Genomic DNA, 12,693 nt, shown 5'->3' with positions numbered 1-12,693 from the left:
CGCATGGACGCTTCCGTAATCGTCATCGGCGCCGGACCGGCCGGGCTCATGCTGGCCGGGGAGCTCCGCCTGGCCGGTGTCGACGTGATCGTGCTGGACCGGCTGGGCGAGCGCACCGGGCAGTCCCGCGCCATCGGATTCACCATCCGCACGATGGAGGTGTTCGACCAGCGGGGGCTGCTGCCGCGGTTCGGGGAGATCCAGACCAGCTTCGCCGGCCATTTCGGCGGGCTGCCGCTGGACCTCGGGCTGCTGGGCTCGGCGCACGGCGCGGCCCGGAACATCCCGCAGACCGTCACCGAGGCCGTGCTGGAGAGCTGGGCCCGGCAGCTGGGAGCCGACGTCCGGCGCGGCTGGGAATGCACCGGCTTCGTCGAGGACGCCGCCGGGGTCACCGTCACCTCGCTCGACGGCAGGGCGCTGCGCTGCCGCTACCTGGTCGGCTGCGATGGCGGGCACAGCACGGTGCGCCGGACCGGCGGGTTCGACTTCCCCGGGACGCCCGCCACCATCGAGCTCTTCCTCGCCGACATCCGCGGCGTCGAGCTGGAGCCGCGGCTGGCCGGGGCGGGGACCGACACCGGCATGGCGATGGTGGCGCCGCTGCCCGGCGGCGTGCGCCGGATCATCGTGGGCGAGCGCGGGACGCCGCCGCAGCGCCGGACCGGCCCGCCGGAGTTCTCCGAGGTGGCCGACGTGTGGAAGCGGGTGGTCGGCTCGGACATCTCCATGGCGGAGCCGGTGTGGGTCAGCGCGTTCGGCGACGCCGCCCGCCTGGTCGCCCAGTACCGGCGGGGACGGGTCCTGCTGGCCGGCGACGCGGCCCACGTCCACCTGCCCGCCGGCGGCCAGGGCATGAACACCGGCATCCAGGACGCGGTGAACCTGGGCTGGAAGCTGGCCGCCGTGGTGCGCGGGCGGGCCCCCGAGACGCTGCTGGACACCTACCACGACGAGCGGCACGAGGTCGGCCGCGCGCTGCTGTCCAACACCCGCGCGCAGAGCACGGTCCTGCTCGGCGGCGAGGAGGCGGAGCCGCTCCGCGACGTCCTGGGCGACCTGCTCGCCTCCACGGACGCGCAGCGGATGCTCGCCGCCCGGGTGAGCGGCCTGGACATCACCTACGACGTGGGCGGCGGCAGGCACCCCCTGCTCGGCGCGCGCATACCGCCGCTGCGGCTGGAGCACGCGGGCCGGAGCACCGACGCCGGCGAGCTGCTGCGCACCGGGCGGGGCGTCCTCCTCGACCTGGCCGGCAACCGGATCCTGCGGCGGCGCGCCCGGGACTGGGCGGACCGGGTCGACATCGTGACGGCGACGCCGCGCGCGGACGGCACGAGCGGCGCCCTGGAGGACACCACCGCGCTGCTGCTGCGGCCCGACGGCCATGTCGCCTGGGCCGCGCCCGGAACCGACGACGATCTGCGCACCGCCCTGAACCGCTGGTTCGGGCCGAGCCGATAACGATTGAGAAGAGAAACGATGCACAGCACACTGATCGTGGCCAAGATCGCGCCCTCCTCCGCGGACAAGGTCTCCCAGCTCTTCGCCGACTTCGACCGAACCGACATGCCGGACCGGATGGGAACCCGCCGCCGGCAGCTGTTCGAGTTCAACGGCCTGTACTTCCACCTGCAGGACTTCGACGACGACAACGGCGGCGAGCTGATCGAGGAGGCCAAGACCGACCCGCGGTTCGTCCAGATCAGCGAGGACCTCAAGCCGCACATCACCGCCTACGACCCGGACACGTGGCGCTCCCCCAAGGACGCCATCGCCCGCCGCTTCTACGCGTGGAGCGCGCGATGAGCGGCGCGCTCCCCCGCCGGCCCGTGATCACCGGTGTCGGGGTGACCGCGCCGGGCGGCCCGGGGGTCAAGGAGTTCTGGAAGCTGCTCACCGACGGGCGCACCGCCACCCGCCGGATCTCCTTCTTCGACCCGTCGCCCTTTCGCTCCCAGGTCGCCGCCGAGGCCGACTTCGACGCCGAGCTCGCCGGGCTGACCCCGCAGGAGACGCGGCGGATGGACCGCGCGGCCCAGTTCGCCGTGGTCACCGCGCGCGAGGCGGTGGCCGACAGCGGGCTGGACTTCGCGGGGCTCCCCCCGCACCGCACCGGCGTGACCGTGGGAAGCGCGGTGGGCGCGACCATGGGGCTGGACCAGGAGTACCGCACCGTCAGCGACGGCGGCCGGCTCGAGCTGGTCGACCACGCCTACGCGGTGCCGCACCTCTACAACTACATGGTGCCCAGCTCGTTCGCGACCGAGGTCGCCTGGGCCGTGGGCGCGGAGGGGCCCGCCACGGTGGTCTCCACCGGCTGCACCTCCGGGCTGGACGCGATCGGCTACGCCGCCGACCTCATCCGGGAGGGCTCGGCCGACGTCCTGGTCGCGGGGGCGACCGACGCCCCCATCTCGCCCATCACGCTGGCCTGCTTCGACGCCATCAAGGCGACGACGCCGCGCAACGACGACCCCGAGCACGCCTCCCGCCCGTTCGACGCCAGCCGCAACGGGTTCGTGCTGGGCGAGGGCGCGGCGATGTTCGTGCTGGAGGACCTGGAGAGCGCCCGGGCGCGCGGAGCGCGGATCTACGCCGAGGTGGCCGGGTTCGCGACGCGGTCCAACGCCTTCCACATGACCGGCCTGCGACCGGACGGCAGGGAGATGGCCGAGGCCATCCGGGTCGCGCTGGAGGCCGCCCGGCTCGCCCCCGAAGACGTCGACTACATCAACGCGCACGGCTCGGGCACCAAGCAGAACGACCGGCACGAGACCGCGGCGTTCAAGCGCAGCCTCGGCGAGCACGCCTACCGCACGCCGGTCAGCTCCATCAAGTCGATGGTCGGGCATTCGCTGGGCGCCATCGGGTCGATCGAGGTCGCCGCGTCGATCCTGGCGATGACGCACCACGTGGTGCCGCCGACGGCGAACCTGCACCGCCCCGATCCCGAGTGCGACCTGGACTACGTGCCGCTGACCGCCAGGGAGCACCGGGTGGACGCGGTGCTGTCGGTCGGCAGCGGGTTCGGCGGGTTCCAGAGCGCGATCGTGCTGGCCGGCCCCGACCGGAGCGGCGCATGACCACGGCGACCTGGGTCACCGGACTCGGGGTGGCGGCTCCGACCGGGCTGGACGTCGAGTCGTACTGGGCGGCCACCCTCGCCGGGCGCAGCGCCATCGGGGCCGTGACCCGTTTCGACCCCTCGTCCTATCCGTCCCGGCTGGCGGGTGAGATCACCGGTTTCGCCGCCGCGGAGCACCTGCCCAGCAGGCTGCTGCCGCAGACCGACCGGATGACACAGCTCGCGCTGGCCGGCGCCGACTGGGCGTTCGCCGACGCGGGCGTGGATCCGTCGGACCTGCCCGACTTCGACGTCGGGGTCATCACGGCCAGCCACTCCGGCGGGTTCGAGTTCGGTCAGAACGAGCTGCGCGCGCTGTGGAGCAAGGGCGGCCAGTACGTCAGCGCCTACCAGTCGTTCGCCTGGTTCTACGCGGTCAACAGCGGCCAGATCTCCATCCGGCACGGGCTGCGCGGGCCGAGCAGCGTCGTGGTCAGCGACCAGGCGGGGGGCCTCGACGCGATCGCGCAGGCGCGGCGGCAGATCCGCAAGGGCACCCCCATGGTGATCAGCGGCGCGGTCGACGCCTCGATCTGCCCGTGGGGGTGGGTCGCCCAGCTCTCCAGCGGCCGGCTCAGCACCAGGAACGACCCCGAGCGGGCCTACCTGCCCTTCGACGACGACGCGAGCGGGCACGTCCCCGGGGAGGGCGGCGCGCTCCTGGTGCTGGAGAACGCCGACCACGCCCGCGCGCGCGGCGCCGGGCGGGTCTACGGCGAGATCGCCGGCTACGCGGCCACCACCGACCCCCGGCCGGACAGCGGCCGGGAGCCGACCCTGCAGAGCGCCGTCGAGGGGGCGCTCGAGGACGCCGGGGTGGAGCCCGCCGACATCGGCGCGGTCTTCGCCGACGCCGCCGCCGTTCCAGAACTCGACCGCGTCGAGGCGGAGGCCATCGCCAAGGTGTTCGGGCCGGCCGCCGTACCGGTGACCGCTCCCAAGACGACGACCGGCCGGCTGTACTCGGGGGCGGCGCCGCTCGACCTCGCCGCCGCCTTCCTGTCCCTGCGGGACGGGGTCATCCCGCCGACGGTCAACACGAGCCCGTCCCGCCGCTACGACCTCGACCTGGTCACCGGGGCTCCCCGCGCGGCGGAGCTGCGCGACGTCCTGGTCATCGCGCGCGGCCACGGCGGGCTCAACTCCGCCATGGTCGTGCGGTCCGTCGATCCCTCCGCTCCACCGAACCGCTGACGACCGACCGCTGACGATTTTCGCTCTCCACACCGACCGTCCAAGGAAAGGACCGCACACATGCCCGGAAGTCAGTTCACGCTGAACGAGCTCAGGACCGTCCTGCGTGAGGCGGCCGGAACGGACGAGGGCGTCGACCTCGACGGGGACATCATCGACACCCCGTTCGACGACCTCGGCTACGAGTCCCTGGCGCTGCTGGAGACCGCCGGCCGCATCGAACGCGACCACGGCATCAGCCTGGACGAGGAGGCGCTGGTGGAGGCCCAGACCCCGCGCGCGCTGATCGACCTCGTCAACTCCCACCTGGCCGCGGCCTGAACGCACCCCCGAGGAGCCCTCATGCCCGACACGACCGAGAACACCACCACGCAGTCAGCCGGCCGGGTCGCCCTGGTCACCGGTGCCACCAGCGGAATCGGACTGTCCAGCGCCCGGCTGCTCGCCGGGCAGGGGCACCGCGTCTTCGTCTGCGCGCGCGACGAGGAGAAGCTCGCCGACACCGTCAAGGGCCTGCAGAACGAGGGCTTCGACGTGGACGGGGCCCCCGCCGACGTGCGTTCCAAGGAGGACGTCGCCCGTCTCGTCCAGGCCGCGGTGACCCGGTTCGACACCATCGACGTGCTGGTCAACAACGCCGGCCGCAGCGGCGGCGGGGTCACCGCCGACATCGCCGACGACCTGTGGGCCGACGTCATCGCCACCAACCTCACCAGCGTGTTCGTGGTGACCCGGGAGGTGCTGAACGCGGGCGGGATGCGGCGCAAGTCCCGCGGCCGGATCATCAACATCGCCTCGACGGCGGGCAAGCAGGGCGTGGTCCTGGGGGCGCCGTACTCGGCGTCCAAGCACGGCGTCGTCGGGTTCACCAAGGCGCTGGGGAACGAGCTGGCCCCGACCGGCATCACGGTCAACGCGGTCTGCCCCGGCTACGTCGAGACCCCGATGGCGCAGCGGGTCCGGCAGGGCTACGCGGAGGCGTACTCCACCAGCGAGGAGGCGATCCTGGAGAAGTTCGAGGCCAAGATCCCGCTCGGCCGGTACTCCACGCCCGACGAGGTGGCGGGCCTGGTCGGCTACCTCGCCTCCGACACCGCGGCCTCCATCACCGCCCAGGCGCTCAACGTCTGCGGCGGCCTGGGCAACTTCTGACCCGGGCACCTTCTGAGAGGAGAACGGCAGTGTCCGAAAAGCAGGGACGAGAGGTCGAGCACGAGACCACGGTGCGGGCGAGCGCCGAGGAGGTCTACCGGCTCCTCGCCGAGGTCGAGAACTGGCCGCGCCTGTTCCCGCCCTCGGTCCACGTCGAGTACCTGGAGCGCGGCGAGCGCGAGGAGCGGATCCGCATCTGGGCCACCGCCAACGGAGAGGCCAAGAACTGGTCCTCGCGCCGCACGCTCTCCAAGGAGTCGCTGCGCATCGACTTCTGGCAGGAGGTCTCGGCGCCCCCGGTGGCGGAGATGTCCGGCGCGTGGCTCATCGAGCCCGTGGGCGCGGAGGAGACCAGGCTGCGCCTGAAGCACTGGTACCGGTCCATCGACGACGACCCGGAGGGCCTGGCCTGGATCGACGAGGCCGTCGACCGCAACAGCCGGGAGGAGCTCCCGGCCCTGAAGGCCGCGCTGGAGGAGGCGGCCGGGGACGACCCGCTGACGCTGTCCTTCGTCGACTCGGTCCAGGTCGCCGGCTCCGTCAAGGACCTCTACGACTTCGTCAACGAGGCCGACCGGTGGCGCGAGCGGCTGCCGCACGTCAGCGACGTGAAGCTGACCGAGGACACGCCGGGCCTCCAGGTGCTGCGCATGGAGACACTCACCAAGGACGGTTCCGCGCACACCACCGAGTCGGTCCGGGTGTGCTTCCCGCCCGGCCGCATCGTTTACAAGCAGACCACCCTGCCCGCGCTGATGCGACTGCACACCGGGTACTGGCTGTTCGAGGAGGGCGACGACGGCACCGTCACCGCCAGCTCCCAGCACACCGTGGTGATCAGGGCCGAGAACATCACCACGATCCTCGGCGCGGACGCCGGGGTCCCGGAGGCGCGCTCCTTCATCCGCGAGGCGCTCGGCGGCAACAGCCGGGCGACGCTGGACCTGGCCAAAGAGTACGCGGAAGCGCGGCGCTGACCGATGGCCGGAACCGCCGAACGGGACGCCCGGGAGTCCGGCGCGGCCGACGCCGACGTGGTCGTCGTCGGCGCCGGACCGGTCGGGCTGCTGCTCGCGGGAGACCTGGCGGAACGGGGCGTGCGCACCACGGTCGTGGAGCGGCTCGCCGAGCCCATGACCGAGTCCAGGGCGTCCACCCTGCACACGCGCACCATGGGGCTGCTGGCGGAGCGGGGCGTCCTGGACCGGTTGGGAGAGCTGCCCGACGGCGGCCCCGGGCACTTCGGCGGCATCCGGCTCGACCTGACCGAGGCCGACCCCGACCACCCCTACGCCGGGCAGTGGAAGTGCCCCCAGACCCGGCTGGAGGCGGTGCTGCAGGAACGGGCGCTGAGGGCCGGGGCCGACCTGCGGCGAGGATGGCGGCTGGTCGCCCTGCGCGACCGGGGCGACCAGGTCTCGGCCGTGATCCGGGCGGCCGGCGGAGGCGAGCGGACGCTGAGCGCCTCGTTCCTGGTGGGCTGCGACGGCGAGCGGTCCGCAGTCCGCGGGCTCGCGGGCTTCGAGCTCGCCGGGACCGAGGCCGGACGCGAGATGCTGCGCGCCGACGTCGCGGGCATCGACGTGCCGGACCGGCGCTTCGAACGGCTGCCGAAGGGGCTGGCCACCGCGCACCGCTGGCCCGACGGCAGCACCCGGGTCATGGTGCACGTGTTCGGAGCCGAGCCCCGCGCGGGCCGGGACGCTCCGACGTTCGACGAGGTGGCGGCCGCATGGGCCGAGGTGACCGGGGAACGGATCGAGCAGGGCACGCCGTTGTGGCTCAACGCCTTCGACGACGCGCACTGGCAGGTGACGCGGTACCGCAGGGGCCGGGTCCTGGTCGCCGGCGACGCCGCCCACGTGCAGATGCCGGTCGGCGGGCAGGCGCTCAACCTGGGTCTCCAGGACGCGGCCGACCTCGGCGGGCCGCTCGCCGACCGGGTGGCCGGCCGGTCCGGCGACGAGGTCCTCGACGGCTACCACGAACGGCGCCATGCCGTCGGCGCCCGCGCGCTCACCGACATCCAGGTGCAGACACTGCTGCTGCTCGGAGGAGAAGACGTGGAACCGCTCCGGGAGATCTTCGCCGGGCTGCTGGAGTTCGGCCCGGTCCGGCGCAACCTGGCGAGCAAGATCAGCCAGGTCGGCCAGGTCGGCGAGCCCGCCGCCTGGGCCATCGGCCGGGGCGCGGGCGGCGGACCGGCTCCGGTCGCTCCGGCGCCGGCTCGCACGCACACGGCACCACAAGGGAGGAGACGCAGGATGGAACGCCTGGAGAAGAAGACCGCGCTGGTCACCGGGTCCAGCCGAGGCATCGGCCGGGCCGTCGCGCGAGGGCTGGCGGAGGAGGGCGCCCTGGTCGCCGTGCACTACGCCGCCCAGCGGGACGCGGCCGAGGAGACCGTGCGGCTGATCGAAGGGGACGGCGGACGCGCCTTCGCCGTGCAGGCCGAACTCGGCGTGCCCGGCGACGTGCACGAGCTGTTCCTCGGGCTGGAGCACGAGCTCAAGGCCCGCACCGGGGAGACCGTGCTGGACATCCTCGTCAACAACGCGGCCATCACCACGCCGGCCGGCCAGTCGCCGGAGGAGGTCACCCCCGAGGACCTCGACCGGCTCTACGCCGTCAACGTCAAGGCGCCGTTCTTCATCGTGCAGCGCGCCCTGGCGCTGCTGTCGGACGGCGGCCGGATCATCAACGTCTCCTCGGGGCTGACCCGGCTGGCCAACCCCGAGCAGGTGGCCTACTCGATGACCAAGGGCGCCATCGAGCAGATCACCCTGCACTTCGCCCGGCATCTGGCCCCGCGCGGCATCACGGTCAACACCGTGGCGCCCGGCATCACCAACAACGGCAGCGCGATCTTCGACGTCCCGGAGGCGGTGCAGCAGATGGCGCAGCTGTCGGCGTTCAAGCGCGTCGGCGAGGCGGAGGACGTCGCCGACGTGATCCGCTTCCTGGCGACCGACGAGGCCCGGTGGATCACCGGGTCGTTCGTCGACGCCAGCGGCGGCACCCTGCTCGGCTGAAACGACTCTGCTCGGCTGAAACCACCGAACCACCACTCGGCATCCGCGGGAGTAACGGGGTCCCATGACCACAGCACAGGAAACGATGACCGCGCCGGGACCGGCCACGGAACGCGGACCGGAGACCTTCGCCGACCGGGTCGAGGAGCTGCGGGAGGTGAAACGGCGGGTCCGGCAGGGGCCCGATCCCAAGGCGACCGAACGCCAGCACGCCAAGGGCAAGCTGACCGCCCACGAACGCATCGACCTGCTGCTCGACCCGGGGACCTTCACCGAGGTCGAACCGCTGCGCCGGCACCGGGCGACCGGGTTCGGCCTGGAGGCGAAGCGCCCGCACAGCGACGGCGTGGTCACCGGCTGGGGTGAGGTGGACGGCCGGACCGTGTTCGTCTACGCCCACGACTTCCGCGTCTTCGGCGGCGCGCTCGGCGAGGCGCACGCCCAGAAGATCCAGAAGGTCATGGACCTGGCCCTGGCGGCGGGCGCCCCGCTGGTCTCGCTGAACGACGGCGCGGGCGCGCGCATCCAGGAGGGCGTGTCCGCGCTCGCCGGGTACGGCGGCATCTTCCAGCGCAACACGCGGGCGTCCGGGGTCATCCCGCAGATCAGCGTGATGCTCGGCCCGTGCGCGGGCGGCGCGGCCTACTCGCCCGCGCTCACCGACTTCGTCTTCGCGGTCCGCGGCACCTCGCAGATGTTCATCACCGGCCCGGACGTGGTCGCGGCGGTGACCGGGGAGGAGGTGACGCACGAGGGACTCGGCGGGGCCGACGTGCACGGCGGGGTCTCGGGGGTGGCGCACTTCGTCTACGACGACGAGGAGTCCTGCCTGGCGGAGGTGCGCTACCTGCTGTCCATGCTGCCGTCCAACAACCGCGAGATGCCGCCGGTCACCTCCGGCGGGGACCCGCCGGACCGCCCGCTGGACCGGATCGGCGACCTGGTGCCGTCCGACGGCAACCGGTCCTACGACGTGCGCGACGTCATCTCGGAGATCGTCGACGACGGGGACCTGCTGGAGGTGCACGCCGACTGGGGGCGCAACCTGGTCTGCGCCCTGGCCCGGCTCGGCGGCCACGTGGTCGGCGTGGTGGCGAGCCAGCCCTCGTCGCTGGCGGGGGTGCTGGACATCACCGCCAGCGAGAAGGGGGCGCGGTTCGTCCAGTTCTGCGACGCCTTCAACATCCCGCTGCTGACGCTGGTCGACGTGCCCGGGTTCCTGCCCGGCGTGAGCCAGGAGCACGACGGCATCATCAGGCACGGCGCCAAACTGCTCTACGCCTACTGCAACGCCACCGTGCCCCGCGTCTCGGTGGTGCTGCGCAAGGCGTACGGCGGGGCCTACATCGTGATGGACTCGCGCTCGATCGGCGCCGACCTGTCGCTGGTGTGGCCCGGCAACGAGATCGCGGTGATGGGCGCCGAGGCCGCCGCGGACGTGATCTTCCGCCGGGAGATCGGTTCGGCGGAGGACCCGGCCGCGACCCGGGCGCAGAAGATCGAGGAGTACCGCGGCCGGCTGGTGCACCCCTACTTCGCCGCCGAGCACGGGCTCGTCGACGACGTCATCGACCCGGCCGACACCCGTGCCGTGCTCGTCCGCGCGTTCGCGATGCTCAGGCACAAGGACGCCGGCCTCCCGCACCGCAAGCACGGCAACCCGCCCCAATGAGACCGGCGGGACGACGAGAGCGACAGGAGCGATTCGAGCGATGACCGAGCACACGGACGCGCCGTTGCTGCGCGTCGAGAAGGGCACCCTGGACCCCCTGGAGCTCGCCGCGGTCACCGTGGTGCTGATGCGGCGGCTGAACGCGGCGCGGCAGGAGGCGGACCGCTACCCGTGGCCGCCGGCCGCCCCGGCTCCCTGGCGGCGTCTGGAGCGGATCTCCGCCTACCGGGGACCGCGGAGCTGGCAGGCGCTGGCCGCCTGACGGCGCGCCTCGACCCCCCTGACGAACGGAGAGCGATCATGGAAGTCGGGCTGCTGTTCGACCTGCGCAACCCCGAGCCCTGGAAGCGCCCCTGGACCGATCACTACGCGCGCTCCCTGGAACTGTGCGAGGAGGCCGACCGGCTCGGAGCGGGCGGTCTCTGGTTCACCGAGCACCACCTGTTCGAGGACGGCTACCTGCCGCAGCCGCTGACCATGGCCGCCGCCGCGGCCGCCCGCACCCGCGACGCCCGCATCGGCACCGCGGTGATGCTGCCGAACCTGCGCCATCCGGCGCAGATCGCCGAGGAGGCCGCCGTCGTGGACCTCATCAGCGGCGGCAGGCTCGAACTCGGGTTCGGCGCGGGCTACGGGGTGCTGGAGTACGGGCTGTTCGGCGCGGACCACGGACGCCGCTTCCGCAACGTCGAGCGGAACATCGCCGAGGTCCTGCGGCTGTGGCGGGAGAAGGGCGTCACGCCTCTTCCACTGCAGGATCCGGTGCCCGTGTGGGGCGGGTTCTACGGGCCGCGGGGCGCCGGCATCGCGGGCCGCCTCGGCCTCGGCCTCCTGCACATCTCCCCCGACATGTTCGAGCACTACCGCGCCGGGCTGATCGAAGGCGGGCACGACCCGGCCGCGGCGCGGGTGTCGGACCTGCTGCCGGTGATCCTGGCCGACGACCCCGAGTCCGTCTGGCCGCGGGTCGCCCCCCACCTCGCCCACCAGAAGAACACCTACCGGCAGACCTGGGCGGCGGGGACCGACCACCCGCAGCCCCCGCCGCTGCGCGCGGAGGACTTCCCGGACCAGCCCGACGACGGCTCGTGGGCCATGCTGGAGATCCTCACCCCGGAGGACGCGGCGGTGCGCATCCACGAGAAGACCCGCGGGCTGCCGGTCAAGCACCTCATCTTCTGGGCGAGCGTCGCGGGCATGCCGGACGACCTGGTCACGCGCAACATCGAACTGATCACGGGGAGGCTGCCGGAACTGCTGGAGAAGGTGTCGGCCGGTGAGTAGCCCGTCCACGACGGCGGGCCGGCACCGCACCGGGGGCGGCGGATGGCCACTGCTGTTCGTCCTCTCGGGGAACATGCTGCTGGACGCCGTCGAGGTCTCGGTGGTCCTGGTGGCGCTGCCGGCCATCGGCGCCGATCTCGGGCTGGGCCTGTGGTCGGTGCAGTGGCTGATGAGCGGCTTCGCGCTCGGATTCGCCGCGTTCCTGCTGCTCGGGCCGCGGCTGACCGCCGGCTGGGGGCTGCGCAGGGTCTACCTCGTCGCGATGCTCGTGTTCGCCGCCGCCTCCCTCGTCGGGGGGCTGAGCGCGAACATGTGGATCCTCGTGGGCTCCCGCGTGGTCAAGGGCGCCTGCGCGGCGCTGACCGCGCCGGCGGGACTGGCGCTGATCGGCGAGACGTTCCCCGCCGGACCGCGGCAGCGCAGGGCGGTGTCGGTGTACTCGATGTTCGGGGCGTACGGCTTCAGCCTGGGGCTGCTCCTGTCCGGGGCGCTCGTCGCCGACAGCTGGCGGTGGACGTTCCTCTTCCCCGTCCCGATCGCTCTGGCGCTGCTGGTGGTGGGGCATCGCGTCATACCGGACGTCCCGGGCCGGTCGGCCCCGAGGTTCGGCCGGGCGCTGACCGGCAACGGGCCGCTGGTGCGCGCGATGGCGGGCGCGGGCAGCCTGAACGGTGTCTACATCGGCATGCTGCTGCTGGCGACGTTCACCATGAGCGACGGCCTCGGGTGGCCGGCATGGCAGATCGCGTTCGCCCTGCTGCCCGCGTGCCTGCCGCTGGCGGTCTCCGTCCCGTTCGCCGGGCGCCTGATCCAGCGGTTCGGCACGTCCCGCCTGATCGCCGCCGGGGCGCTGCTCGCCTTCGCGGCGCAACTGCTCGCCCTGGTGCGATCGGGCGGGGACGCCCGCGCCGCGGACTCCTACGCCTGGGACCTGCTGCCCTCGCTGGTCCTGGTCGGGGCGGCTTTCGTCGTCTCGTTCGCCGCGCTCAACATGCAGGCGACCCAGAGCGCCACCCCCGAGCTGCGCCGCGCGGCGATCCCCGTCTACCAGACGGGTGTCCAGGTCGGCAGCATCGCCATGCTGCCCCTGGTCGCCGCCCTCCTGAACCCGCCGGGCGGACCGCGGTCGGCGCTGCTGGCCACCTCGGTGCTCGCCACCGCCGGCCTCGCCGTCGCCGCCACCGGCCTGCGCCCCCGCTCCACCGAACCGGACTCCTGATCCGACGACCGGC

12 protein-coding genes are annotated in these 12,693 nt (G+C 73.1%); all 12 read left to right on the top strand.

The features are described 5' to 3' along the window. The first annotated feature begins 3 nt into the window (after positions 1-3). Entirely contained in the window at positions 4-1,464 is a 1,461-nt protein-coding gene (locus ACFPZN_RS27120) for an FAD-dependent monooxygenase (protein ID WP_378285026.1), read from the top strand. Positions 1,465-1,482: 18 nt separating this feature from the next. After that, entirely contained in the window at positions 1,483-1,809 is a 327-nt protein-coding gene (locus ACFPZN_RS27115) for a TcmI family type II polyketide cyclase (RefSeq protein WP_378285025.1), read from the top strand. Then, positions 1,806-3,086, top strand: coding sequence for a beta-ketoacyl-[acyl-carrier-protein] synthase family protein (locus ACFPZN_RS27110; RefSeq protein ID WP_378285024.1), 1,281 nt, complete (start codon positions 1,806-1,808; stop codon positions 3,084-3,086). The genes ACFPZN_RS27115 and ACFPZN_RS27110 overlap by 4 nt, the downstream gene beginning before the upstream one ends. Further along, positions 3,083-4,321, top strand: a complete 1,239-nt coding sequence (locus ACFPZN_RS27105) for a ketosynthase chain-length factor (protein ID WP_378285023.1) — start codon at positions 3,083-3,085, stop codon at positions 4,319-4,321. The genes ACFPZN_RS27110 and ACFPZN_RS27105 overlap by 4 nt, the downstream gene beginning before the upstream one ends. 60 nt (positions 4,322-4,381) lie before the next feature. After that, positions 4,382-4,642: an acyl carrier protein gene (locus ACFPZN_RS27100; RefSeq protein ID WP_378285022.1), complete on the top strand. Its 261-nt coding sequence runs from the start codon at positions 4,382-4,384 to the stop codon at positions 4,640-4,642. Between the two features lie 21 nt (positions 4,643-4,663). After that, positions 4,664-5,473 (top strand): SDR family NAD(P)-dependent oxidoreductase, encoded by an 810-nt coding sequence (locus tag ACFPZN_RS27095; RefSeq protein WP_378285021.1) that lies wholly within the window; start codon positions 4,664-4,666, stop codon positions 5,471-5,473. A gap of 29 nt (positions 5,474-5,502) precedes the next feature. Then, positions 5,503-6,450 carry an aromatase/cyclase gene (locus ACFPZN_RS27090; protein WP_378285020.1) on the top strand — a complete coding sequence of 316 codons (948 nt, stop codon included), beginning with the start codon at positions 5,503-5,505 and terminating at the stop codon, positions 6,448-6,450. Between the two features lie 3 nt (positions 6,451-6,453). Next, entirely contained in the window at positions 6,454-8,505 is a 2,052-nt protein-coding gene (locus ACFPZN_RS27085) for an SDR family oxidoreductase (protein WP_378285019.1), read from the top strand. 85 nt (positions 8,506-8,590) lie between these two features. Next, the gene (locus ACFPZN_RS27080) at positions 8,591-10,177 is read left to right on the top strand and encodes an acyl-CoA carboxylase subunit beta (RefSeq protein ID WP_464044054.1); all 1,587 of its coding nucleotides are present in this window, start codon (positions 8,591-8,593) and stop codon (positions 10,175-10,177) included. A 40-nt stretch (positions 10,178-10,217) separates the two neighbouring features. Further along, the gene (locus tag ACFPZN_RS27075; protein ID WP_378285016.1) at positions 10,218-10,439 is read left to right on the top strand and encodes an acyl-CoA carboxylase subunit epsilon; all 222 of its coding nucleotides are present in this window, start codon (positions 10,218-10,220) and stop codon (positions 10,437-10,439) included. Positions 10,440-10,477: 38 nt separating this feature from the next. Beyond that, positions 10,478-11,461, top strand: coding sequence for an LLM class flavin-dependent oxidoreductase (locus ACFPZN_RS27070; protein ID WP_378285015.1), 984 nt, complete (start codon positions 10,478-10,480; stop codon positions 11,459-11,461). Continuing rightward, entirely contained in the window at positions 11,454-12,680 is a 1,227-nt protein-coding gene (locus ACFPZN_RS27065; RefSeq protein WP_378285014.1) for an MFS transporter, read from the top strand. Before ACFPZN_RS27070 ends, ACFPZN_RS27065 begins: the two co-directional genes overlap by 8 nt. Positions 12,681-12,693: the final 13 nt, after the last annotated feature.

Origin of the sequence: Actinomadura rugatobispora, from assembly GCF_042656285.1 — a bacterium.
Taxonomy (GTDB): domain Bacteria; phylum Actinomycetota; class Actinomycetes; order Streptosporangiales; family Streptosporangiaceae; genus Spirillospora; species Spirillospora rugatobispora.
This window is presented reverse-complemented; position numbering and strand designations above follow the sequence as displayed.